General features: G+C 38.6%; 21 protein-coding genes and 1 other RNA gene. 16 read left to right on the top strand and 6 right to left on the bottom strand.

The annotated features are described in order from the left end of the window. Positions 1 to 4 precede the first annotated feature (4 nt). From BMW30_RS02620 to BMW30_RS02585, 8 genes are all read left to right on the top strand, one after another. Entirely contained in the window at positions 5 to 523 is a 519-nt protein-coding gene (locus BMW30_RS02620; protein ID WP_091473631.1) for an adenine phosphoribosyltransferase, read from the top strand. Between the two features lie 143 nt (positions 524 to 666). After that, positions 667 to 2,841: a RelA/SpoT family protein gene (locus tag BMW30_RS02615; protein WP_091473628.1), complete on the top strand. Its 2,175-nt coding sequence runs from the start codon at positions 667 to 669 to the stop codon at positions 2,839 to 2,841. Between the two features lie 9 nt (positions 2,842 to 2,850). Then, positions 2,851 to 3,303, top strand: a complete 453-nt coding sequence (dtd, locus tag BMW30_RS02610) for a D-aminoacyl-tRNA deacylase (protein WP_091473626.1) — start codon at positions 2,851 to 2,853, stop codon at positions 3,301 to 3,303. Further along, positions 3,303 to 4,118, top strand: a complete 816-nt coding sequence (locus BMW30_RS02605; RefSeq protein ID WP_091473624.1) for an N-acetylmuramoyl-L-alanine amidase family protein — start codon at positions 3,303 to 3,305, stop codon at positions 4,116 to 4,118. Before dtd ends, BMW30_RS02605 begins: the two co-directional genes overlap by 1 nt. A 276-nt stretch (positions 4,119 to 4,394) precedes the next feature. After that, positions 4,395 to 5,660 carry a histidine--tRNA ligase gene (gene hisS, locus BMW30_RS02600; RefSeq protein WP_091473621.1) on the top strand — a complete coding sequence of 422 codons (1,266 nt, stop codon included), beginning with the start codon at positions 4,395 to 4,397 and terminating at the stop codon, positions 5,658 to 5,660. Then, a complete protein-coding gene (aspS, locus tag BMW30_RS02595) occupies positions 5,661 to 7,421 on the top strand; it encodes an aspartate--tRNA ligase (RefSeq protein WP_091473619.1) in 1,761 nt (586 codons plus the stop codon). It begins immediately after the preceding gene. Between the two features lie 117 nt (positions 7,422 to 7,538). Next, positions 7,539 to 8,174, top strand: a complete 636-nt coding sequence (locus BMW30_RS02590; protein WP_091473617.1) for a DsbA family oxidoreductase — start codon at positions 7,539 to 7,541, stop codon at positions 8,172 to 8,174. Positions 8,175 to 8,604: 430 nt separating this feature from the next. Then, positions 8,605 to 9,276 (top strand): YwaF family protein, encoded by a 672-nt coding sequence (locus BMW30_RS02585; protein WP_091473616.1) that lies wholly within the window; start codon positions 8,605 to 8,607, stop codon positions 9,274 to 9,276. 47 nt (positions 9,277 to 9,323) lie between these two features. On the opposite strand, the gene BMW30_RS02580 is transcribed toward BMW30_RS02585, so the two are convergent. From BMW30_RS02580 to BMW30_RS10500, 3 genes are read right to left on the bottom strand one after another with little or no spacing between them, the layout of a single operon-like run. Next, positions 9,324 to 10,988: a cbb3-type cytochrome c oxidase subunit I gene (locus tag BMW30_RS02580; protein ID WP_091473615.1), complete on the bottom strand. Its 1,665-nt coding sequence runs from the start codon at positions 10,986 to 10,988 to the stop codon at positions 9,324 to 9,326. A gap of 1 nt (position 10,989) precedes the next feature. Next, positions 10,990 to 11,463 (bottom strand): cupredoxin domain-containing protein, encoded by a 474-nt coding sequence (locus BMW30_RS02575; protein ID WP_091473613.1) that lies wholly within the window; start codon positions 11,461 to 11,463, stop codon positions 10,990 to 10,992. Positions 11,464 to 11,490: 27 nt separating this feature from the next. After that, positions 11,491 to 11,667, bottom strand: coding sequence for a hypothetical protein (locus BMW30_RS10500; protein ID WP_180366157.1), 177 nt, complete (start codon positions 11,665 to 11,667; stop codon positions 11,491 to 11,493). Positions 11,668 to 11,784: 117 nt separating this feature from the next. Here BMW30_RS10500 and BMW30_RS02570 point away from each other — a divergent pair, with 117 nt between their 5' ends. The 3 genes from BMW30_RS02570 to BMW30_RS02560 all read left to right on the top strand — a co-directional run bounded on the left by BMW30_RS02570 (position 11,785) and on the right by BMW30_RS02560 (position 13,558). Then, entirely contained in the window at positions 11,785 to 12,480 is a 696-nt protein-coding gene (locus BMW30_RS02570; protein ID WP_091473611.1) for a Crp/Fnr family transcriptional regulator, read from the top strand. Positions 12,481 to 12,518: 38 nt separating this feature from the next. Beyond that, positions 12,519 to 12,708, top strand: a non-coding RNA gene (gene ssrS / locus BMW30_RS02565) — 6S RNA. 85 nt (positions 12,709 to 12,793) lie between these two features. Beyond that, entirely contained in the window at positions 12,794 to 13,558 is a 765-nt protein-coding gene (locus BMW30_RS02560; RefSeq protein ID WP_091473609.1) for a tRNA threonylcarbamoyladenosine dehydratase, read from the top strand. A 665-nt stretch (positions 13,559 to 14,223) separates the two neighbouring features. Here BMW30_RS02560 and BMW30_RS02555 read toward each other — a convergent pair. From BMW30_RS02555 to BMW30_RS02545, 3 genes are all read right to left on the bottom strand, one after another. Beyond that, a complete protein-coding gene (locus tag BMW30_RS02555; protein WP_091473608.1) occupies positions 14,224 to 15,498 on the bottom strand; it encodes a replication-associated recombination protein A in 1,275 nt (424 codons plus the stop codon). Between the two features lie 78 nt (positions 15,499 to 15,576). Continuing rightward, the gene (locus tag BMW30_RS02550) at positions 15,577 to 17,262 is read right to left on the bottom strand and encodes an ABC1 kinase family protein (RefSeq protein WP_091473606.1); all 1,686 of its coding nucleotides are present in this window, start codon (positions 17,260 to 17,262) and stop codon (positions 15,577 to 15,579) included. Between the two features lie 16 nt (positions 17,263 to 17,278). Beyond that, positions 17,279 to 18,277 (bottom strand): LLM class flavin-dependent oxidoreductase, encoded by a 999-nt coding sequence (locus tag BMW30_RS02545; RefSeq protein WP_091473604.1) that lies wholly within the window; start codon positions 18,275 to 18,277, stop codon positions 17,279 to 17,281. Between the two features lie 129 nt (positions 18,278 to 18,406). On the opposite strand from BMW30_RS02545, the gene BMW30_RS02540 reads away from it, so the two are divergent. The 5 genes from BMW30_RS02540 (at position 18,407) to alaS (ending at position 26,546) form a co-directional block, all read left to right on the top strand. After that, positions 18,407 to 19,534 (top strand): cysteine desulfurase family protein, encoded by a 1,128-nt coding sequence (locus BMW30_RS02540; RefSeq protein WP_091473602.1) that lies wholly within the window; start codon positions 18,407 to 18,409, stop codon positions 19,532 to 19,534. Between the two features lie 26 nt (positions 19,535 to 19,560). After that, on the top strand, positions 19,561 to 20,667 hold the full coding sequence (gene mnmA, locus BMW30_RS02535) for a tRNA 2-thiouridine(34) synthase MnmA (RefSeq protein ID WP_091473600.1): 1,107 nt from the start codon (positions 19,561 to 19,563) through the stop codon (positions 20,665 to 20,667). Continuing rightward, positions 20,664 to 21,308, top strand: a complete 645-nt coding sequence (locus BMW30_RS02530) for a tetratricopeptide repeat protein (RefSeq protein WP_091473598.1) — start codon at positions 20,664 to 20,666, stop codon at positions 21,306 to 21,308. Before mnmA ends, BMW30_RS02530 begins: the two co-directional genes overlap by 4 nt. A 5-nt stretch (positions 21,309 to 21,313) precedes the next feature. Continuing rightward, positions 21,314 to 23,698, top strand: a complete 2,385-nt coding sequence (gene recD2, locus BMW30_RS02525; RefSeq protein WP_091473596.1) for an SF1B family DNA helicase RecD2 — start codon at positions 21,314 to 21,316, stop codon at positions 23,696 to 23,698. A 208-nt stretch (positions 23,699 to 23,906) separates the two neighbouring features. Then, a complete protein-coding gene (gene alaS, locus BMW30_RS02520; protein WP_091473594.1) occupies positions 23,907 to 26,546 on the top strand; it encodes an alanine--tRNA ligase in 2,640 nt (879 codons plus the stop codon). The last annotated feature ends 44 nt before the right edge of the window (positions 26,547 to 26,590 follow it).

Raw genomic sequence — 26,590 nt, 5'->3', positions numbered from 1 at the left:
AAAGATGGATTTGAAACAATACGTAACAGAAGTTCAAGATTGGCCAAGGGCAGGCGTCAACTTTAAAGATATCACGACTATAATGGATAACGGTGAAGCATTTAGATATGCGACAGATCAAATCGTTGAATACGCAAGAAAAAAAGAAATTGATATCGTCGTCGGTCCAGAGGCACGTGGATTCATCATTGGTTGCCCGGTTGCTTATAGCATGGGTGTTGGATTTGCACCGGTTAGAAAGCGTGGTAAACTACCGCGTGAAGTGATCGAATATGAATATGATTTAGAGTATGGATCAAACATTTTAACGATGCACAACGATGCGATCAAACCAGGCATGCGCGTATTGATTACTGATGATTTGCTCGCGACTGGTGGTACGATTGAAGCATCGATTAAACTCGTTGAACAACTTGGCGGTATTGTCGTCGGGTTAGCATTTTTAATTGAACTTAAGTATTTAAATGGTGTAGAACGTATTCAAGGATATGATAAGTTATCATTAATTACTTACGAATCATAAAAATTACATAAAAACGTGTTCTAATTAGTCTAACTTATGGAATGCGTTTTTTTGTTACACATTTTTAATCTTTTAAAAGTACCACAGACATGGGTATATATAGTAAAATAGGATTATTATTCTCATAAAGGAAATGACACGTCATGGATAAGGAATATGCTTATACAAAAGATAAAGTAATAGCATTGTGTAAAACATACATGAATGATGAAGACATCAGTATGTTAGAAAAAGCATATGAACTGGCTGAAAAGGCACATGAGGGTCAATTGCGTAAAAACGGATTGCCTTATATTCTTCATCCTGTTCAAGTCGCAGGGATACTTGCGGAATTAAAGCTCGATGCAGCGACGATTGTTGCCGGGTTTCTTCATGATGTCGTTGAAGATACGACGTACACACATGATGATTTAGTCAGCATGTTTAACGAAGAAGTTGCAGTGATCGTTGATGGTGTGACAAAACTCGATCGTGTTAAATTCCGTTCGAAGCAAGAAGAACAAGCAGAGAATCACCGTAAATTATTTATTGCAATCGCAAAAGATATCCGAGTGATCCTTGTGAAACTCGCTGACCGATTGCATAACATGCGCACGCTAAAAGCGATGCCAGAAGATAAACAGTTGCGTATTTCACAAGAGACGCTTGAAATTTATGCACCGCTCGCACATCGTCTTGGTATATCGAGTATCAAATGGGAACTTGAAGATATTTCACTGCGCTATATTGATCCACCGAACTATTTTAAAATCGTCAATTTAATGAAAAAGAAACGCAGTGATCGCGAAGCAATTGTCAATGAAGCAATAGATAGAATACAGACAGAAATAGAGAGTACAAATATTAAAGGTGAGCTGTCTGGTCGTCCGAAAAACATTTACTCTATTTACAAAAAAATGATGAAGCAAGGCAAGCAGTTTGATCAAATATTTGATTTACTTGCCGTACGTTTACTCGTTGACAACGTGAAAGATTGTTATGCATCACTCGGTGTCATTCATACCATTTGGAGACCGATGCCTGGGCGATTTAAAGATTATATCGCAATGCCGAAACCGAACATGTATCAATCACTTCATACGACGGTCGTTGGACCTAATGGCGACCCGTTAGAGATTCAAATTAGAACATATGAGATGCATGAGATTGCAGAAAATGGTGTTGCCGCACACTGGGCATATAAAGAAGGCAAATCTGTAAAACCAAAATCGCTTGAAAGTCGTTTATCTTGGTTTAAAGATTTAGTCGATAACCAAGCATCAACACCAGATGCGGAAGAATTTATGGATGCACTGAAGATGGATTTACTCAGTGACAAAGTCTATGTGTTCACACCAGAAGGTGACGTCGTTGAGTTGCCACAAGGTGCGGTTGCAATCGACTTTGCGTATCAAGTACACAGTGAAGTTGGAAATCGCATGATTGGTGCGAAAGTCAATGGTAAAATCGTGCCGATTGATCATGAGCTTACGACAGGTGAAATTGTTGAGATTAGAACGAGTAAACAATCATATGGTCCGAGTCGGGATTGGTTAAAACTCGTAAAATCATCCAGTGCAAAAAATAAAATCAAATCATTCTTTAAAAAGCAAGATCGTGACAGCAATATTGAAAAGGGACGCTTTGCAATTGAAGCAGAGCTCAAAGCACGAGACTTTAAAGTCGAAGATGCATTTAGAAGTACGAATATGAAACCGGTCCTTGAGCGCTATAATTTAGATAGTGAAGATGATCTATTTGCAATGGTCGGCTTTGGTGGCACGACGGAAGCACAAGTCGTCAATCGATTGACTGAGAAGTTAAAACGCGATGAACCGAAGACGAATAACGTTCAAGAAATCGACCGCACGATGTACTACAAGGATATCAGCACCGAATCTGGCGTGTATGTCGAAGGCATGGATAACTTACTCATCACGTTGTCTAAATGTTGTCATCCAGTGCCAGGCGATGATATTAAGGGATACATTACGAAAGGGCATGGGGTAAAAGTGCATGTCAGTACGTGTCCAAATATACGTAATGAACAAGAAAGATTGATCGACGTCGAATGGGTACGCAATACGGATAAGGACCGTAAATACCAACTTGACTTAGAAGTATCCGGTTATGATAGAGTTGGTCTTGTTAATGAAATATTAAACGTCGTTTCAAGTGCTAAATTCCCAATCACGAGTGTTCATGGGAAAACGACAGAAGATGCATATGCGATTGTGAATTTATCTGTGATGATTAATAATGTATCTGACATTTACAAACTCGTTGAAAAAATTAAACAGATTCCTGAAATCTATAGTGTTGAGAGAATTTTTAAGTGAGGATAAAACATGAGAGTCGTACTACAAAAAGTATCAGAAGCTTCAGTTGAATCAGATGGTATCATTCGCAGTATCGGGAGAGGATACTGCCTTCTTGTGGGTGTCAGTGTAGACTCAAGCAAAAAAGATGCTACAAAGTTAGCTGAAAAAATTGCTGCCTCCCGTAACTTCGAAGATGAGGATGGAAAAATTAATCTTTCAATCAAACAGGTGTGTGGGGAGATACTGAGTATATCTCAATTCACGCTGATTGCAGATACGAGAAAAGGAAATCGCCCGTCGTTTTCAAAATCAGCAAAAAGAGAACAGGCAATGGAACTTTATGATCACTTTAATCAAGTGTTAAAAGAACAGGGACTTGATGTGACGACAGGATTTTTTGGAGAGATGATGAATGTCTCACTGACAAATGAGGGACCGATAACTATCATCTATGAATCGCAAAATGGGAGTATTGTTTAATGGATAATTTTACAGAGCAACTAAAAAAAGTGTTATCGGCTATTTGGAAATTTATTCAATTCATACTTAAATATTTACTGATTGGTGCGCGTCATGTTTTGAAATTTCTCAACGATAAAAAGCACCTGTACGCGATACCACTTTTTTATTTATTAATCACAAGCTTAATTATATTTGTTGCGGTTCAAGTGTATCAAAACTATATTTATGAAGATGTTGAAGATACGTATACGATGGATTTTTCGAACTTAGATGATGTTGAAGAAGAGCCTGAATATGATTTCGCAAGTTACGATTTTGATGGTGTACATGTCGTGATTGACCCAGGACATGGTGGCTATGATCCAGGTGCAGTCAGTCAAAGTGGTTTGCTCGAAGAAAATATCGTTTTCGAATATGCAGATGCACTGAGAGATCGATTACTCGAAAGCAATGCAGAAGTCACCTTAACGCGCGAGTTAGAAGAATCTAGCGAACTGGATGAACGTGGAATTGAAGGTGACTTGTTTATAAGCTTGCATAGTGACACGTTCGAAGACCCTGGCATACATGGATATACCGTACACTATGCGCACGACTTTCAAATAGAATTTGCAGAAGCGATTACAGATGGCATGGCGGTGCATTCTCCGATGTATGAACGAGGGATACGAGAAAATGGGTATCAAGTCATCTGGCAAATTGATTATCCAGGTGTCCTTGTTGAACTGGGTTACTTAAGCAATCCAATCGATGACTACATATTATCATCATACGAGTATAAGCATGAAATTGTCGAAGGCCTTATGCTTGGTATTTCAAATTATATAGATTAGAGACTTGACGGACTGAAAAATCGAGACTATAGTTAGATTACTAAATATTATTCATGCAATGAACTATGAGCGTTCGCTTTTTAGAGAGTCTTACGTGTGGTGAAAGTAAGATAAGTAAACTGATAGAGACACATTGCTTACAGTGAATCGGTGACAACCGTTAAGATGTTGAGTGCGTTTTTAAACGTGAACTAGGGTGGTACCACGATATCCATATCGTCCCTTATGTCTATTTAGGCATAAGGGATTTTTTTATAGAAAATAGGAGGGGTTAACATGATTCAAATTCCAAAAGGTACACAGGACATATTACCTAGTGAGATTTACAAGTGGCACTACATTGAGGAAAAATTACGAAATATATCAACTGCGTTTAACTATACAGAAATCCGCACACCGATGTTTGAAGATACTGACCTTTTTGTTAGAGGTGTCGGTGGTTCAACGGATATCGTCAATAAGGAAATGTATACATTCACTGATAAGGGTGATCGCAGCATCACTTTAAAGCCAGAAGGTACAGCACCAGTTGTTAGAAGTTACATAGAAAACAAGATGCAGCATGACTTAGAACAACCGGTAAAAGTATATTATATTACACCGATGTTCCGCTATGAAAGAAAGCAAAAGGGGCGCTATCGTCAATTCGTTCAATATGGCGTTGAGGCAATTGGTGTCGAAAATCCACTCGTTGATGTTGAAGTAATCAGTGTTGCGATGCATTTTTATCAGTCGATTGGACTAAAGGATATAAAATTGTATATCAATAGTATCGGTGATTTGGGTTCAAGAAAAGAATATAACGAAGCGCTCGTGAACCACTTCAAACCATCGATCCACGAGTTTTGTGCAGATTGTCAATCACGTATCGATACGAATCCAATGCGCATTTTAGACTGTAAAGTGGACCGTGAGCACGAATTAGTACAAAGTGCGCCAAATATTTATGAATTTCTAAATGATGACTCAAAAGCATATTTTGAGAAAGTGAAGAAAGGATTGAAACAACTCAATATTCCGTATGAGATCGATTATAATCTCGTTCGTGGTCTGGATTACTACACACATACTGCATTTGAAATCATGAGTGAGGCGAGAGGATTTGGTGCAATCACGACACTATGTGGTGGTGGACGTTACAATGGATTACTTGAAATGCTCGACGGACCGAGTGAGACAGGTATCGGTTTTGGACTGAGTATTGAACGTGCACTTCTAGCGTTAGAAGCTGAAGGCGTTGAAATTCCACAACCAGAAGGACTTGATCTCTATATTTGTACGCTTGATGATGCCGCACGAGATAAAGCAGCAGAGTTACTCTTTGAGTTAAGAAAACAAAACTTTGCTGTGGATACAGATTATAAAGAAAGAAAGCTAAAAGCACAGATGAAAGATGCCGATCGTCGTGGTGCAATGTATACAATTGTTATCGGTGAAAACGAGATTGAATCAAATCAAGTCGAGATTAAAAATCAAGCGACACGTGAAGTTAATACAGTTCAACTCGATGAACTTGCAAACTACTTATTGGAGGCGAAATAGATGAGAGAATATGCTGTATCAATGACAAAAGATAGAATTAATGACGCTGTTGAATTAAGAGGATGGGTGCAAAAACGACGTGATTTAGGCGGACTTATTTTCATCGACCTTCGCGATAAGACTGGAATCGTTCAAGTCGTCTTTAATCCAGAGTATTCCAAAGAAGCTCTCGAAGTTGCAGATAAAGTACGTTCAGAATACGTCATCAGTGTACAAGGTAAAGTTGTCGCTAGAGAAGAAAAACAAGTGAATAAAAACATCAGCAGTGGTGAGATTGAAATAGAAGCTACGGATATTAAAGTTTTATCTAAAGCAGCAACACCACCGATTTCACCAAGTGACAAAGAAGTGTCTGAGGAAAATCGTTTAAAATATAGATACTTGGATCTACGTACGAAGAGATTACAAGAAATTTTAAGATTGCGTCATAAAATCACACGAGCATTCCGTTCATTTTTAGATGAACAAGATTTCGTTGATATTGAGACGCCAGTATTGTCTAAATCAACACCAGAAGGTGCACGAGACTATTTGGTGCCGTCACGTATCCACGTAGGATCGTTCTATGCACTGCCTCAGTCCCCACAACTCTATAAACAGTTACTGATGGTGTCAGGATTTGAGCAGTATTATCAAATCGTTAAATGTTTTAGAGATGAAGACTTACGTGCGGACCGTCAGCCAGAATTTACACAAGTCGATATTGAGATGTCATTCGTTGATCAAGAAGACATCATCGCGATGAATGAAAAACTCATTCAGCACATTATGAAAACTGTTAAAGGTGTCGATGTAACGTTACCGATTCCACGCATGACATATGATGATGCGATGAATAATTACGGTGTCGACAAACCAGATACACGCTTCGATTTAAAACTGCAAGATATATCAGAGTTTGCTTCAACAGTTGACTTTAATGTATTTAAATCAACAGTAGAAAATGGAGGCGTCGTAAAATCTATCGTCATCAAAGGAGAAGCAGATAACTATTCGAGAAAAGATATCGATAAGTTAGAAGCATTCACAAAGACATATGGTGCTAAGGGACTTGCCTGGATGAAGTTTAAAGAAGGGGCTTTATCTGGCCCAATTGCCAAATTCTTTAATGAAGAAGAGCAAGCAGAGCTACAAAGTACTTTAAACATCGAAGAAAATGACCTTGTCGTATTTGTGGCAGACAAAGCAGACGTCGTCCATGCATCACTCGGTAACTTGCGTGTGAAACTCGGTAAAGACTTAAATCTCACAGATAAAGACACGTATAACTTCGTGTGGATCGTCGACTGGCCACTCTTTGAATATGACGAAGAAGAAGGGCGTTACTTTGCAGCACACCACCCATTCACATCACCACAAGATGATGATTTAGAGAAATTAGAAAGTGCACCAAGTGAAGTCAAAGCAAAAGCATATGACATCGTCTTAAATGGTTACGAACTCGGTGGTGGATCGATTAGAATTCACAACAATGATGTGCAAGAGCAAATGTTCGAAGCACTCGGATTTACAGAAGAAGAAGTTCAAGCACAGTTTGGATTCTTCACAGAAGCATTAAAATATGGCACACCACCACACGGCGGTATTGCATATGGATTAGATCGCTTCGTCATGTTACTTGCCCAAACAGACAGTATTAGAGACGTGATTGCATTCCCGAAAACATCATCAGCGATGGATTTGATGAACCAATCACCGTCAGCAGTAGCAGAAACACAGCTAGAAGAATTGAGTTTGACTGTAAACAAAAAAGAAAAGTAATTGATGATGCCCGAACACATCCGTTGTTCGGGTTTTATCATCAATCAGATAATTTGTTCATTTAATTGTCGTTCAGTTAAAATTGAAATAACGATTATGGATGAAGGAGAGAACGATATGAAAGTAGAGATTTGGTCGGATATTAACTGTCCGTTTTGCTATATTGGTAAACGTAAATTTGAAAATGCTGTAAAAGAATTCGATGGAGAAGTGGAAGTAGAGTTTAAGAGCTTCCAACTCGATCCGACATTACCTAAAGATACAGTTGAGAAAACAGTAGACGTGCTGGCGAAGAAATATAATATGACAATCGATAGAGCACGAGAAATGAACCAACAAGTTGCAGATACCGCTGCAGAAGTCGGGCTAGCCTTTAATGCTGAGAAAGTGTATACCTTAAATACTTTAGATGCACACCGAGTGACACATTTGGCGAAAGAACATGGTAAGATGCAAGAAGTCGTTGAAAATATGTTCGAGTCACACTTTGTAAAAGGTGAGCTTGTCAATGATCGTGAAATTTTAGTTAAGAATGCTGTTGACGCTGGCATTGAACAGGCAGAAGTAGAGGCCTTATTAGATAGTGACAAGTATGAAGATATCGTTGTGGCCAACCAAGAAGAAGCAGGCCAACTAGGCGTCCAAGGCGTGCCGTTCTTTATCTTTGATCGTAAGTATGCAGTGTCCGGTGCACAACCGACAGAAGTGTTTGCAGATGTGTTGAAGAAAGTGAAAGAAGAAGCAAATAATTAGATATTGTTTTGTGATAAACGGCGTTGGGCCTTTGATAAGATCCCAACGTCGTTTTTTGTAGGATGAGTGGTGGAGTGAGGGACTTGCACTAAAAGAATAGAGTGAAACTATACCTCCTGCTCACTAACAACGATTTTCGAGTCTGGGTCAGCACGAAAACAGAAACCGTGCTCACTCACCACACTTTTCTAGTCTGAGTAAGCACAAAAACAGAAACCGTGCTCACTCACCACACTTTTCTAGTCTGAGTAAGCACAAAAACAGAAACCGTGCTCACTCACCACACTTTTCTAGTCTTAGTAAGCACGAAGAGTTCTATTTTTGGATTGAATAGAGATGACCAATAATCTCCCCATTTTCATGATTTCTATTATTAAACTTCTAGACTATAATGAACTTATAATTAATACTTTCTAAAGGAAGTGAAAGATTGACGAAATATGGTGAATATATCACTTTGTTTGGGCCTGATCATTTAATATACGTCGCAGGCATGATAGTCGTAGCAATACTTTTATTTACAAACATTTCATTTATAAAAAAACATCGAGCTATCATAACTCTCGTAATACTTGTTTTAAGTATTATTCAACAGATCGTTCTATATGGTTCATACTTTGTACTTTATGATTTTGACCTTGCAGAATCTTTGCCTCTTCATATCAGTCGCATAAATTCTATTCTTGGAATTATATACTTTATCACGAAGAACAAGAAGGTATTTACAGTTTTAGCATTGTTTAGTGCCTTTGCTTATTTAAGCTTTTTATATCCAAGTCGTGTCTATGGTATTACACATCCGATTGGTATCAGTTTCTTTGTGAACCATGCAATTACAATTCTACTTCCTTTTTACGGGATCATCGCATATAACGAGACGATCAATAGGTGGGACAGTTTACGCGAATTTCCGTGGTTTATACTCTATGTAATCGTCGCTTACGTGACAAACATATTCACAGATGGTAATTACTTTTATTTGAAGGAAAAACCAGTTTTTCCAAATTTAGCAAATATATTTTATATTCCTGCTTCTTTCGTATTCTCTTTCGTTCTATTTAAAATATGTGAACTATTATTCCGAAAGTTTCAACTAAATTAAAAGGGCTATGGACAATTATCCAGAACCCTTTAATAATTACTATTTTATTACCAAAGTTTAAATCCTTTAGCACCAACTGTATATTCTGTTAGCATCTGATAAATCGGAACAGTGTAAGCAACAAGTACTAAGAACACTGTTACTAATACTAAGAACTTCCAGTTTTCAACAAATCGTGTTACTGGTGCGTTTTCATCCATGAATGTTGCAACAGGGAATTCTTCGACGATTCCAGTTTTTTCTGATGTCATCAATCGGATGAATAGCACGATACCGATCATGATACCAATGAATAAGAACGTACCACCGACGGCTTGTACAATTTGATACGTTTGCCACGTTTCTGCGATTGGGTGTCCACCATACTCTGAGAAGTTAGAGCGTCGTGGTGCTCCTGTTAAACCGATAAAGTGCATCGCTGCTGACATGATGGTCATACCGAGTGCCCATGTATAGGCAAAGAATAGACCCATCTTATTAAGTGCTGGTGTTAATTGTCGACCTGTAATATGCGGTAACAAGAACATCATCGCACCGAAGTATGTTAATACAACTGGTGTTCCGACTGTAATATGGAAGTGTCCAACGATCCAGATTGTGTTATGTACCATTTGGTTCATTTGACCTGAAGCGTTGATGATACCACCGATACCACCTGGAATGAAAAATAACATTCCGATAAACGGTAAGACGAATCTTGAATCTGTCCACGGTAATTTTTTAAACCAGTCGACAAGTCCTTTAGCACCTTGCTGACGACCATAAGTTTCAAATACTGCAAACATACTGAATGCTGTCATTAATGACGGAATAACAACCATGAATGTTAAGACAATTTGAACACTCTTCCAGAATGCATCGATCCCTGGCTCTGTTAACTGGTGGTGGATACCAACCGGAATTGAGAAGAACAGGAATAACATAAATGACATTCTCGCTAAGTTATCTGAGAATCCAAGTGTACCGATAACTTTTGGTAATACTGCATACCAAACCATATAAGCAGGAAGTAACCAGAAGTATACAAGAGCGTGTCCAAAGTACCAGAATAGTGTACGTGAAAGTGAAACGTTAACTGTTTCAACCCAACCGACTGACCAAGGGATTAGCATGAAAAGTACGGATGTCGCGACACCAATCGTACAGATGTACCACATGACGTTGTTAATCGCGACCATGTATGAAAGTAAAGGAGATTTTTGTCCCTTGTGCTGTCTCTTCCATCTGAAGTAACTCATAAGTTGTGCTGTCGCAGAAACCCACGTACCAACGACGAGTACAGCTAATGCGATATAGTAAATAACATGTGCTTGTAATGGTGCATAAAACGTATATAATACTGTTGCTTCATTCAGTAAAATCATGATTGCTGCGACAACTGTTGCAGTAGCGTACATGAAGAATCCGATCCAACCAATTCGTCTTTCCGTATTTGTTAAACCACCACAAACACGTGAAATTGCAGCGAACTGGAAGCCCATGATGAAGAATGTTGTCAATACAAGCGCCAATACAACACCATGTAATGTTAATACTTGATAATAACTGATCCAGCTCGGTAACTCAAAGTAACCCGAACGTTCAAGCACTTGAATTAAACCAGCAGTACCACCGAGTGCTAAAGCGATGATGACAAAAATCATATGTGCTAATACTAATTTTGAATCTTTAGCGTTAACCACACCTATTTTTTCTCTGACTGTGTTTGCCATCTTACTCCACCACCTTAACTATTGATGTCATATCTGTATGACCGATACCACAATATTCATTACACAGAACTAAGTATTCACCTGGATGGTTGAATGTATATGTATAGTTAGAAACTAAACTAGGCTCAACCATGAAGTTTACATTAGTACCTGTAATTTGAAAACCGTGAATTACATCAGTTGTTGCAACTGAGACTTTAACGCGAGAACCAACAGGAATTTCTACTTCAGCTGGATCATATCTGAATGCTGAGGCTACGAAATATAAATCATAATCATAATCCGGATCATCTGACTCGTACAGACCAGGATTTGCAAATCTTTCATCATCTAAAACGTGCTCTGGGTGAATTGTTTCGATACCACTAGCGGCAGGTGAGTGACCACCATGAAGTGCCGATACTAGTAAAATAAGTAAGAAAACAGCAAGTGAAACCGTACCGAAACTCAACCAAATCTTTTCATATTTATGCATGTTTAACATTCCTTTCTATAATAATCATTACATGCGACTCATAAATAATAGAAACGCCAATACCCAACCTACAACAATTGTTCCGCCAAGAGCCATTACCATTAGGAAAGTTCCCTTAAGATTCAAACTATCATGGTCATGGTCTTCATGAGTTTCTACTTGTGAATCATCTTCATGAATTTCATGGTTCTTGTTCTCAGTCATTGTTACGCCTCCTTAAAATATTTTTTAATATGTATTAATCATATTGTATTATCGCCTGTGAAAAAGTGATAAAAATCACATAATATGATATAATTTGACTATAAATGAGGTGATTCCATGATAGGTGAGACAATATTTAAACCGAAAAGCATTATCAAGTTAATTAGGCAGCGTGGTGAGCGACTCAATTTCCAAAAAAATGAATATATTTTTTTACCAGATGATGAAGAAAATATGATTTATCTTGTTGACACTGGTGAAGTTTTTATAAGCAAGATGCAAGAAGAAGGTAAGGAATTGATACTTAAATTACTAAGTAAAGATTCGATTTTTGGTGCGACAAGAATGTACATGAAGACAACTGAATACGGTACATATGCAAAAGCAAAAACAGATACAGTGATTCATGGATTAAACTGGCAACAATTTAAATCACATTTGGACAATAGAATAGATCTAAAAAATGAATTGATTCAATTTCAAGAGATTGAAACAGAACGCTACGCAGCAAAGATTAGAGATATGTTAATGCATGGCAAACATGGTGCACTAGCAGGCATTTTAATCCGTCTCTCTAATTCATATGGTGCAAAAATAGATGGTGATGTTTTGATTAAGACAAAGCTGACCAATCAGGAACTCGCAAACATGTCGGGTACGACACGAGAAGGAATCAATCGTGCATTGAATGAATTGAAAGAAAGTGGCATCATTAGTATAGATAACAAGCATATTATCATTCACGATATGATATCTTTAAGAAAAATCATCCATTGTGAGCGATGTAGCATCGAATTTTGCCAAGCTTTTTAGTGCATGATAATAACAGTTGTGTTATAATAATTCTAATAAGATGTCTGAGCGGTTCGTGATGCGCTGATTATATTTTGACCTAACACCTTTTAAATCGGGAATTCAGTAGTTTTCTTGTTATGAACACGCCTATTTCGGTAGGACGTTCGGATCAAGAAACAGAATACCCACCTGCAAATAGCAGGCCAAATTAATCGGCAACTGCACACGGCTATTCTCGGATATCTATTATAAATAAGTATCGAATTTTATTCGGTACTTATTTTCTTTTTGTGTTAAGATATCAACATATTAATTACGAAGAGGTATTTTAATGAAACATCAATTTTCAAGAAACCAACTTCTTATCGGAGAAGAAGGACTAGAGAAATTAAAAGAGAGTAAAGTATTAATCCTCGGTATCGGTGGTGTTGGTACTTTTTCAGCAGAAACACTTGCCCGCAGTGGGGTAGGTACGCTCATCCTTGTCGATAAGGATGATATAGACATCACAAATGTCAATCGCCAAATTCATGCGACAACAGAAACGGTTGGTGAATCAAAAGTCGAGATGATGGCTGAACGTATTAAAGCAATTAATCCAGAATGTAAAATCATTAAACACCAAATGTTCTATACAGAGGAAACATATGATGAAATTTTAAATGATGACATTGACTATATCGTTGATGCATCCGATACGATTCAATATAAAATTCATATTATTGAAGAAGCGATTAACAGAGATATTAAAATTATTTCAGTCATGGGTGCTGCGAACAAAACAGATCCAACACGATTTATTGTAACTGATATTATGAAAACTCATACAGATCCAATCGCACGTGTCATCCGCAATCGATTGAAACAGTCGAAAATTAAAGCACGTGTCCCAGTCGTATTTAGTGATGAGAGTCCAGTCGTACAGCGACCGGAGGAAGTAGCAAAGATTGCAGATCCATCGAGTGCTGTGAGAAAATCACAATTGCCACCGACTTCAAATGCGTTTACACCTTCGGTTGCAGGTATTATCGCCGGCAGTTGGGTGTATGAACAAATTTTAAAAGATATTGAAGTAAAGCATATTAAAGATAAATAACTTGAAAATCTAGCCCAACTAAAAAATTACACAAGATTCGCCGGGGCGTAGCGAGAGCCTGTAGCTCGCGAAGACGCTTCTCGAATCTACTGAAAAAGTTGCATGCTGGAATATACCAATACCAGGCGGCGATGGTTTACTTACTAACAATCACGCTGGTGTGGAACAACAAATTGTTTGATGTGAAATAGAATAACAGATTGGAAAAGGATTATTTTTGAGGGGCGTACCACTTGTTGTTGGTGCGGCTTTTTCATTTCATGCTTACTCGAACTCAAAAAGTAGTGTGAGTGAGCACGGTTTATGATTTCATGCTTACTCGAACTCGAAAAGTGGTGTGAGTGAGCACGGTTTATGATTTCATGCTTACTCGATCACGAAAAGTGGTGTGAGTGAGCACGGTTTATGATTTCATGCTTACTCGAACTCGAAAAGTAGTGTGAGTGAGCACGATCAAAGTATCTCCTGCCAATTCAGACCGATAAAATGACTTGAATTGGCAGCTTTTTCTTTTTCGTGCCAATTCGAGATCAAAAATTGACTTGAATTGGCATTATTTTGATTTCCCTGCCAATTCAAGCTCGAAACTCGTAGTGAATTGGCAGGGAAAGATTTTCATTAATCATACGCTTTTCCCCTAGGAGTCAAGTGTGATTTTTTATAGTTTATTCAAATTGCAGTGATTTTAACTTTTCATACACTTCTTGAAGCTGGCGTTCATACTTACTGTTATCTGAAGTTTCAAAGTATCGTTCTTTTTGAAGAGTATCGGGCAAATACTGTTGCTTCACAACATGGTTTGGATAGTTGTGTGGATATTTGTAACCTATGGCATTTCCAAGTTTTTTTGCACTGCTATAGTGACCATCTCTTAAATGTTTCGGAACTGCTCCTGTTTTCCCTTTTCTTATCGGTGATAGAGCAGCATCAATACTTGAAATCGCACTGTTCGATTTTGGTGATAAACAGAGTTCGATAACTGCAAACGAGAGGGGTATACGTGCTTCTGGAAATCCAAGTCGCTCTGCAGAGATGATTGCATCGAGCGTTCGACTTGGTAGCTGTGGATTTGCCAGACCGATATCTTCGTAGCTGATGACGAGTAATCGTCTTGCTATTGTGACGAGATCTCCAGCTTCAATAAGACGGCCCAGATAGTGCAAGGCGGCATCGACATCACTGCCTCGAATACTTTTTTGAAATGCGCTCATGACATCGTAGTGTTGGTCGCCATCTTTATCGTGTAAGAAGCTTGATTTATGCAATGACTCTCGTGCATCTTCTGCTGTGATAATGATTTGACCATCATCGTTTGGTGGTGTACTCAGTGCAGCGAGTTCGAGTGCATTCAGTGCGCTTCTCACATCACCGTTGGCACTTTGAACGAAATGTTGTTTTGCATTGTCTTCAAGCACGATATCCATTTTTCCTAAGCCTTTTTCTTCATCTTCAAGTGCACGTTCTACTGCAATTTTTATATCTGCTTCCACGAGTGGATTGAGTTCAAAAATTTGTGTTCTAGAACGAATGGCAGGGTTGATCGCATGATACGGGTTTGATGTTGTTGCACCAATCAGTATGATTGTGCCATTTTCTAAATGCGGGAGGAGAAAGTCTTGCTTTGCCTTATCTAACCGATGAATCTCATCGAGGAGTAATATGACTGAGCCACTCATCTTTCCTTCTTCCGCGACGATTTGCATATCTTTTTTCGTATCTGTCACGGCATTTAAACTGCGGAAATGATACTTCGTGCTGTTTGCAATGGCACTGGCAATGCTCGTTTTACCGATGCCAGGTGGGCCATATAAGATCATTGAAGATAATCGACGTGCATCTACCATACGTCTGATTATTTTACCTGGTCCGACGAGATGGGTTTGCCCAATGATTTCATCCAAGTGTGTTGGCCGCATGCGATAACTTAATGGACGATCCATAAGAACACCTCTTTTTATTTACTGCTCTATATTTTACATCAATCATCTCAATGATGACAGTGATTAAAGAAAGCCGAGCTACAATCGCCCGGACTTTAAAATGGATATAAACATACCGATAAATAACAGCGCTGCAATGACGGTTCCGATTTCTATTACTGGAATTTGCCAGATGACTGAATCATGTCCACTCATTGCTGAACTAATAATCAAACCGACCATGATAATACTAAACGATAATAAAATGATACTAAATGATAGTCGGTTCGCGAGCTTATCAAATCGTTTGAGCATCTTATCGGCTGTTTCGAGTTCTAGAGTAATCGGTAATTTTTTATGTTTTAATCCCTTTGTAAATTCATGAATATTTGTACTGATATCTTCAATGTTATCGCTGACTTGGTATAGCCTTCGACTTGCAGATGATTTTAAATTATCTAACTGTAATCGTTCCTTTAGTAGTAACTTACCAAATGGCTCAGCGAAATCTAAAATGCTAAACGTTGGTTCCAACTTTGTAACGATTGTCTCTAATGAAAGTACGGCTTTACCGAGTATCGTCAGGTCAGTCGGTAAAATAATTTTATGTTTATGCGCAATGTCAAAAATTTCTTGAATAGCTTGACCTAAATCAATTTGAGAAACTGGCACATCAATATATTTGTCTTTTAACTGTTCAGCATCTCGTCTTAAGTCCTTTATATTGACGGTATCAGGCACGGCACCCATACGCGTAATCCCACGGACGACACCCTCAACATCTTGTCGCATCAGTGCGATGATTAAAAAGCCTAAGTTGCTTTTCATCTCTTGGCTCAAACGTCCAACCATTCCAAAATCAATGAGGGCAATCGTTTCATCAGGTAAGACTTTTATATTTCCAGGATGAGGATCTCCATGGAAAAAGCCTTCGATGAGTATTTGATGAAACAATGCGTTCGTTAAATTTTCAGCAATTTGATGTGTGTCATACCCTTCGTTTACCAACTGATTGATTTCATTAATGTTGCTGCCATCAATGAACTCCATCACAAGTACTTCTTTAGTTGTCAGTTCCCAATATACTTCGGGAACTTTAATGGATGGTTCATCGATAAACTGCTTGCGAATTTTGTCTTGATTCCGTCCTTCTATCGTATAATCGAGTTCATCGATAATTGCTTTTGAAAACTCATCAATGACTGATGTTACATTGATATGTTTAGCAATTTCCAAACGATTATCAGCAAGTACTGCGATATGATTTAATATTTCTAAGTCATTGCGAATCGTGCGTTCGATGTTTGGTCGCTGCACTTTGACAGCGACATGTTCTCCTGTTTTAAGCGTTGCTTTATGCACTTGTCCAATCGAGGCAGAACCAACAGGGACTTCGTCAAATTCTAGAAAAATATCATCCATAGATGCATCGAGTGATAACTCTATTTGTTTTTTTACGACTGATGTCTCCATCGGATGGACATTGCCTTGTAGTGACTCAAGCGATTTAACAATGTCGTGTGGTAATATATCCGGTCGCGTACTTGCCAATTGTCCTATTTTAACGAAAGTGGGGCCGAGTGACTCAAGCAACTCGACGATGCGCTCACCATTCGATTTTTCCTTCGTATCTGACTCTTTTTGTCTGAGCAAAATACGCTTTGGTAGGGAAAACACTTCATCAAGACCAATCTCTTCTATTATAAATCCGAATCCAGACTTTGATAAAGCAATCGCAATTTCTCGATAGCGATTGATGTATTGGATGCGCTTCTCAAATAACATTGTTTTCCCTCCATTCTTATTGTTTGTTTATATCATTTACTATTTTAGCAAATAAGTCATACGATTGCTTTTGTTTATCGACGTCATAGATGTAAGAGACCACCATGATCTCGTCGACTGGGTATTGCGTTAAAAATGCACGTAACTGTTCTTTTGCGACTTCTTCATCTCCCATAATTGCAAGAGGGAAACGTGATTCAACGACACTCTTTTCATACGGACTCCATAGCAAATCCATATTATCAATTGGTGGTTGTAATTTCTTTCTACCATGACGCACGACGTTTAACACGAATTGTTTCATCGTCGTCGATAAATGCTCTGCATCTTCAGTCGTATCAGAGATGATAACATTTAAACATGCGATTTTGTATGGTTTATTGAGCTGTGGACTCGGTTCGAATTCTCGTTCATATATTTCAAATGCATCTCTCATTTGCTGTGGTGCAAAATGCGCGGCAAAGGCATAGGGTAAACCGAGTTTCGCTGCAACAAATGCAGAGTCTGTCGATGACCCTAACACATAGAGTGGTATTTCTGATCCTTGGCCAGGGAATGCAATAACACCATCATGATCATCTTTTAAATAATCACGTAGTTGCGATATCTCTTGATCAAAATTAAACACACCATCATGAATGTTGCGACGGATTGCACGGGCAGTTTTCATATCTGTACCTGGTGCACGACCGAGCCCGATGTCGATTCTGTCACCGTAAATTGCATGCAATGTCCCAAACTCTTCTGCCACGATTAACGGCGAATGGTTCGGTAACATCACACCACCAGAACCGACGCGGATATTTTCTGTATGTTGTAGCACATAATGTATGAGCTGTCTTGTTGCAGAAGACGCAATAGTCGTAGTATTATGATGTTCTGCAATCCAATAGCGTTCATACGAGCTGTGGTCTAAATGTTGCGCGATCGATACCATATCTTCTACTGCTTCTTTAACACCGCCCCCCTCTCTTACCGGTACTAAGTTTAACGCTGATATATTTAAATGTTTCATTCACAATGCCTCCATTCCTCATCAATTATAAAAGTTCGTTTGTGAAGATACCATTATTCTGATTAACGTGTAATTTTTATTTAAAGATGATAAAATTTGATTAGAATTTTATTTGGAGGTATGAATGTAATGGCTATATATTTAGATTATGCAGCATCGACACCATTTGATAGAGATATTTTATCTGCAGTATTTGAATCAACGGATACGTATGGTAACCCATCGAGTACACATAAACTCGGCAAAGAAGCGAAATCGATGCTCGAGACAAATCGTGCAAAAATAGCAAAATATATCAATGCGTCACCTCAGGAAATCATCATTACGAGCGGTGCGACTGAAGCAAATAATTTAGCAATAAAGGGCATCGTCAATCAGCATGACCGCCCGCATGTCATTACAACAAATGTTGAGCATTCATCTGTAAAGTCTACATACGAACTATTAGAATCTCAATGTGATGTAACATACTTACAAGTGAAAGAAAATGGTCGAATCGATATTGAAGATTTAAAACATGCATTGAGAGAAGATACAGTGCTCGTGTCGATTATTTTGATCAACAATGAGACGGGTGTTATACAGCCTGTATACGAAATTGCTGAAGTATTAAAAGATCGAGACACGTTACTACATTTAGACGCTGTCCAATCATTTGGTCATGTCGACGTGGATGTTGAAGCACTCGGTGCAGATTTACTATCACTTAGTGCACATAAGATATATGGACCGAAAGGTGTCGGTATCTTATATTGTAAGAAAAACACGAAGCTCAATTCCTTAATTACGGGTGGGCTACATGAAGCGGGTCGCCGTGCAGGTACGGAAAACAATATGTGGACCGGTGCAATGGCACTTGCAATGGAGAAAGTCGTTGAGAATAAGACAGAACGCAATATTAAAGAAATGCAGTTGAAAGAATTATTTTTAAATGAATTGCAAGTGAATGCAATTCCATTTGACGTCAATGGTGACGTGAATCATGCATCACCACACATTCTCAATGTGTATTTCCCGTGGGTGGATGTACAGGTGTTACTAACAGCACTTGATTTACGTGATGTCTATATTTCAGGTGGTTCAGCATGCAATTCAGGATCTGTGAAACCATCTCACGTCATCACAGCAATGTATGACGACGCGCGTGCAAGTCATTCAGTAAGATTTAGTTTCTCTTACTTAAATACAGAAGAAGAAATCAAAGAGACTGTTAAAGTCTTGAAAAGCATATATGAGTCGTTAAAAGCGACTGCTTAAAGGGAAGATTGAAAGGAAGTTATTTTATGGAAACAAAAACACCAACTGTCGTCGTCGGAATGAGCGGTGGTGTCGACTCATCTGTGACAGCTAAGCTGTTAAAAGATGAAGGATATCGTGTCATCGGTATATTTATGAAGAACTGGGATGATACGGATGAGTTCGGTGTGTGTACTGCGACTGAAGATTATGAAGATGTAAGACTGGTTGCAGAGCAAATTGGTATCGATTATTATTCAGTGAATTTTGAAAAAGAATATTATGACCGTGTATTTCGTTATTTTCTTGATGAATACGAAAGAGGTCGTACACCAAACCCTGATGTCATGTGTAACAAAGAGATTAAATTCAAAGCGTTTTTAAACCATGCGATGGCACTCGGTGCGGATTATGTCGCAACGGGTCACTATGCGCGTGTTGAACATACAGAAGATGGAACGAAGTTGCTTCGCGGTGTGGATAACAACAAGGATCAAACATATTTTTTAAATCAGTTATCACAAAAGCAATTATCAAAAACGATGTTTCCACTCGGTCATTTAGAAAAAAGCGAAGTGCGCAAGCTTGCGCATAAATACGACTTAGCGACAAAAGATAAAAAAGATTCAACAGGTATTTGTTTTATCGGTGAGAAAGACTTTAAAACATTCTTACAAAGTTATTTACCTGCAAAGCCGGGTCGCATGATTGATATGAATACTGGTGAAGATAAAGGTGGCCATGACGGCTTGATGTATTACACGATCGGTCAGCGTCAAGGTCTTGGAATCGGTGGATCAGGTGGTCCATATTTTGTTGCAGGTAAAGATTTAAAAGAGAACATTTTGTATGTCGTTTCTGGCTATGATAATGAGAAATTATATTCGACACACCTCGTTGCAAGCGATGTGAATTTTATCGTGGATATGCCGGACCGTTTTAAATGTACTGCGAAGTTTAGATATCGTCAAACGGATTCGGGTGTTACAGTTGAGAAACTCGCTGATGGAGATATCAAAGTGATCTTTGATGAACCAAACCGTTCGATTACGCCCGGTCAAGCGGTTGTGCTCTACGATGGTGAAACAGTTATCGGTGGCGCGACAATTGATGACGTATTCTTTGAAGATAAAAGATTGGACTACCTCGGATGAAGTATAGTTATCAAACATTAATTGAAAATAGAGATTACGAAGCAGCGCTCAAGTCTGTATTCGAACATATTGAAATTGCACCGGATAATGTAGATCACTACATTAATGGTGCAATTTTGTTACAAAAATTTTCTGAAATAGAAAAGGCAGAAGTGTTTTTACAGCGGGCAATCACAATCGATGAAAATTCATTTTTAGCACTGTACACACTCGGAAATTTATATTACGAAAATGATAGATTTGAAGAAGCGATAAAAATATACTTACGTGCTTATTCATCCAATCCAACGGACAGCGATTTAAACTACATGATTGCGATGTGTTATATCAATATGAATCAACAAAAAATGGCACTCCCATTTTTTGAAACGGCCTATCAGTCTAGTCGTCACGACATAGATATTATGATGCAGTACGGTTTGGCATGTTGTCATCTAGAATTGTACGCACAAGGTGAAGTGCTGTTCACTGCAATCAATGACATTGAAGAAAATGCAGATGCTTACTACAATTTGGGACTGATTTCCATGATGGAAGATGATAATCAGACAGCACAAAGTCATTTTGAACATGCTGTAAAGATACAACCGGACCATTATCTCGCGTTAAATGGACTTAAGAATTTGCAAGATAAGGAGTAATGAATATGAGCCAGTCAACGATTTTTGATCAATTGTATATCATTGGTGAAATTGACCGTGTAATTTATATGAATCAGGATAATCATTTTGGTGTCATGCGCGTCATCGTCACTGAAACGAATACAGATTTTCAAGATGAAACAATCGTGACTGGTTTTTTTCATGAAATCGTTGAAGGTGAAACATATCAGTTTGAAGGCGAAGTCACATCGCACCCTAAATATGGTGAACAGTTCAAAAGTGAACGCTACAAAAAAACCGTCGTTAAAACTTTGAATAGTGTGATTTCATACTTATCTGGAGATAACTTCCCTGGCATCGGTAAAAAGACTGCAACGAATATCGCCAATGAACTCGGTGTCAATGCGATTGAAAAAATTGCAGATGACATCAATGTGTTAAAAGATATTAAAGGGTTACCAAAGAGTAAAATTAACATGATTCATTCGCATATTGTGGAGAATTATGAAAGTGAAAATGTGTTGCTTACGCTAAATAGTTTAGGATTCGGTAGTCGTTTAGCCGTTAAAATTATGGCAACCTATGGACCGAAAACACAAAACATGTTGGATACTGATCCGTATAGAATGGTGAAAGATATCCGAGGTATCGGTTTTAAGAAAGCTGATTTTATTGCCCAGAAGAATGGTTTGCCTGCAGATTCTATTGAGCGTCTGCACGCCGGTATTACGCATACGATCGATGAATATGTCATGAGTGAGGGGCATACATATATCGATATGATTCAACTCTCAGGTGCGGTCATGCACCTGCTTAATTCATCACAACAGTGGTTTACTGAGGATGACATTGAAGAAGCGGTAGACGCAATGATGCTAGATGAACAACTCGTAAAAAAAGACAATCGTGTGTATATCCCATCATTATATTTCTCTGAAAAAAAAGCAGCAGAGCAGCTCTTAGATATGAAATCTAATCCACTCGATACAGATTTTACAGAAAAAGACATTAATGAAACAATCGCTGAAATTGAGTCTGACATTGGTATTACATATAATCAACTTCAAAAAGAAGCCATTCAAAATGCGCTGACTGAACGGGTTTCTATTATTACAGGTGGTCCCGGAACTGGAAAGACGACGCTTGTCAGAGGGGTCATTGAAGCATTCTCTCGACTGAATCACTATGAAGACGTCGAAGAATACGATCCAGATGATTATCCGATTAAACTGCTTGCACCGACTGGACGTGCAGCAAAACGACTCAGTGATTTGACTGGACTCCGAGGAACGACGATCCACCGTTCGATTGGTTGGGGGCGTGATATGGAAGAGGAAGAATGGGCAGATGTATTCAATGAAATTGAAGCGGATGTCGTCATCATCGATGAGATGTCCATGGTGGATATGTGGCTCTTTTATCAGCTGATGCGCAATATTTCGTACCATACTTCAATTATTTTTGTTGGAGATAAAGACCAGTTACCATCAGTCGGACCTGGAAATGTGTACTATGATCTCATTCATTCGAACGCACTCGCACTGACTGAACTAACTGAAGTGTATCGTCAAGGCGAAGGGTCTGGTATCGTAAAACTTGCCCATGCGATTAACAATGAAGTACCTGTTGACCTGTCACAAAAGATGAACAATGTTTCATTCTTGCCGTCCTCAATCAGTAACATCCCAAACTATGTGCACGAAATCACGATGCGCGCTGTTAAAAAGGGATATACGATGCGAGATATTCAAGTGTTGGCACCGATTTATAGAGGTGCTGCGGGTATCAATAACTTAAACAAAGTGTTGCAAGAAATATTAAATCCAAAAGACGATGATAAGTATGAACTTGAGTTTTCTGACGTGATATTCCGTGAAGGCGATAAAGTATTGCAGCTTGTCAATCGACTTGAAGACAATGTGTTCAATGGAGATGCCGGGATTATTAAAGAGATCAAACTGAAAGATGTTCACTTAACAGAAGGTGACGTCATCACTGTTGATTTTGAAGGGCAGCTCATTTCATACGAAAGAAAAGAAATGATTGAGCTTGCTCATGCGTATTGTACGAGTATTCATAAAGCACAGGGCAGTGAGTATTCCATTGTCATCATGCCAGTCGTTTCTGCTTATCATTCGATGTTATATAAAAATATTATATACACAGGCATTACACGCGCGAAAGAGTCGCTTGTACTCTGTGGTGATAGTCAAGCATTTTACAATGCACTCTCCAAACATGTGCCCGTTCGTCACACGTCACTGATGGATTATTTAACGCTAGCAGATGAAGAGACGAGTGATGGATTACCGGAACATTTAACGAAGGAAAATATTCATACGATTCCAGCACTCATTGGCATGGAAGGTATTTCTCCTTATGATTTTATTGACAGTGTTGAATCAGATTCATATAATGAAAATGTATAATGTGCTATGAGACAAACGTACATATTGAATATTTAAAGAGACATTGTGGTTGGTGTGAACAATGAGATTCGTATATGCGTGCTACTCAATAGTTAGAAAGAATATGTTAAAGTGATACTTTGTATAACTTGGGTGGTACCGCGGAATAATTTCGTCCCTTTCTTTTCGAAAGGGGCTTTTTTTGTACAAATTTTAATGAGGTGAGCAAATGAAACAGTTAACAGGTAATGAAATAAGAGGTTTATTTTTAGACTACTTTAAAGAGAAAGATCACATGGTAGAGCCGAGTGCACCACTCGTTCCAATCGATGATGATTCATTGCTATGGATCAACTCAGGTGTCGCAACGCTTAAGAAATACTTCGATGGGCGTGTCATTCCGAACAATCCGAAAATTGTCAACGCGCAAAAATCAATTCGTACAAACGACATTGAAAATGTTGGATTTACTGCACGACATCATACATTTTTTGAGATGTTAGGAAACTTTTCCATCGGTGACTATTTCAAAAAAGAATCGATTGAATATGCTTGGGAATTTCTCACGAGTGAAAAATGGATTGGATTTGATCCGGATTTACTCTATGTAACGATTCATCCAGAAGATGAAGAAGCATACCAAATTTGGCAAGATGTCATTGGATTATCTCCAGAACGCATCATTAGAATTGAAGGTAACTTCTGGGATATCGGTGAAGGACCATGTGGACCAAATAGTGAAATATTCTATGATCGTGGACCTTCATATGGTACTGAAGATCCAGAAGAAGAGATGTATCCGGGTGGGGAGAACGAGCGCTATTTAGAGATTTGGAACCTAGTATTTAGTGAGTTTAACCATAACTCTGATGGTACATATACACCACTGCCAAAGAAAAATATAGATACGGGTATGGGACTTGAACGTGTAACGAGTGTTATTCAAGATGTTAGAACGAACTTTGACACCGATTTATTTATGCCGATTATTCGTGAATTGGAACAATTAAGCGAGCAGAAATATGATGAGAATAAAGTACACGACACTGCATTTAAAGTAATCAGTGACCATATTCGTACGGTGTCATTCGCAATTGCTGATGGTGCACTGCCATCAAATGAGGGACGCGGTTACGTATTAAGACGCCTGATTCGTCGTGCAGTGAGATTCAGTAAAGACCTTGGATTAAATGAATCATTCATGTATAAGCTCGTCGATGTCGTTGCTGAAAATATGAAAGAATTTTATCCTGTTGTCAGTGAGAAATCTGATTTTGTTAAAGAGGTCATTCGAAAAGAAGAAGAGCGATTTTTATCGACGCTTGATGAAGGGCTAAAGATTTACGAAGAGATTAAGTCACGAGCAGAAGTCGGAAATGGTGTGATTGGTGGTAAAGATGCATTCATGCTCTATGATACGTACGGTTTTCCGTATGAACTCACAGTTGAATATGCAGAGGCTGACGGCTTAACTGTGGATGAAACTGGATTTAAATTGGCGATGGAAGAGCAGCGCGAACGTGCGAGAAAATCGCGTAAATCATCTGAATCGATGCAAGTGCAGTCAGAAACATTGTCGAACATTACGGATCAATCGACGTTTGTTGGTTATGGAACAACGCAATCGACTGGAAAGTTATTACACATCGTTCACAATGATCAAACACATCAATCATTTGATGGTGAAGATGAAATTGAACTGATTTTTGATCAAACACCATTTTATGCAACGAGTGGTGGACAAGTCGCAGATAAAGGGATTATCCAAAGTAAATCTGGTACATTTGAAGTAAACCGTGTCTACAAAGCACCTCACAATCAGCATGTACATGTCGGTCAAATTAAAGCGGGCACACTTTCTGTTGGAGACACATACGAATTGACTGTTGAAGCGGATGCACGTAAAAATATTACGAAGAACCATACTGCAACACATCTGCTTCACCAAGCATTAAAAGATGTACTTGGATCACATGTCAATCAGGCGGGATCACTTGTTGAGAAAGACCGCTTGCGCTTTGACTTTTCACATCTGTCAGGACTGAGCCAAGAAGAACTCAAAACGATAGAGTCAATCGTCAATGAGAAAATCTTTGATAATTTAAATGTTGTCATTGAAGAAATGACAATTGATCAAGCGAAAGAAAAAGGTGCGATGGCACTGTTTGGTGAGAAGTACGGCGACGTTGTACGCGTGGTTGATATCGACACATATTCAATTGAGCTGTGTGGTGGTATCCACGTATCAAACACTGCTGAAATCGGTTTGTTTAAAATACTTTCCGAATCTGGTATCGGTGCGGGCATCAGACGTATTGAAGCTGTAACGAGTCAAAAAGCAGTTCAATATTATCAGGAAAAAGAAACGAAACTGAATGAAGTTGCAGATAAATTAAATGTTAGAGAAGAAAATGTACTGAAGCGCATTGAACAGCTTAACAAAGATAAAAAAACATTAGAGCAAGAAGTGAAGCAGTTAAAACAAGGCTTACAAAATATGAATAACAGCAATATCGGTGATTCAATTGAAGAAATCGAGAACATTCAGTTCTTACCAGTGACAGTGGATGGTGTCTCTGCAAAAGATTTAAGAGAGATGATGGATGATATTAAATCTAAGTATCAATCATCAGTGATTGCACTCGTGTCAGTAGTGGATGACAAAGTCAGTATGATCGTGACTGTACCGAAGTCATTGACAAATACTGTAAAAGCCGGAGATATCATTAAAACGATGGCTGAAGCACTTGGTGGAAAAGGTGGCGGTCGTCCGGATATGGCTCAAGGTGGTGGAACGGATATCGATAAGGTTCCAGATGCGATTAATAATGCAAGAAACCATATAAAATATTCGCAAAAGGGCGAGTAGTAGTGCTATAATGATGTGAAAGCTTAATGCGAATAGAGGTGTAT

The sequence above is a fragment of the Aliicoccus persicus genome (assembly GCF_900110815.1).
Taxonomy (GTDB): Bacteria; Bacillota; Bacilli; order Staphylococcales; family Salinicoccaceae; genus Aliicoccus; species Aliicoccus persicus.
This window is presented reverse-complemented; position numbering and strand designations above follow the sequence as displayed.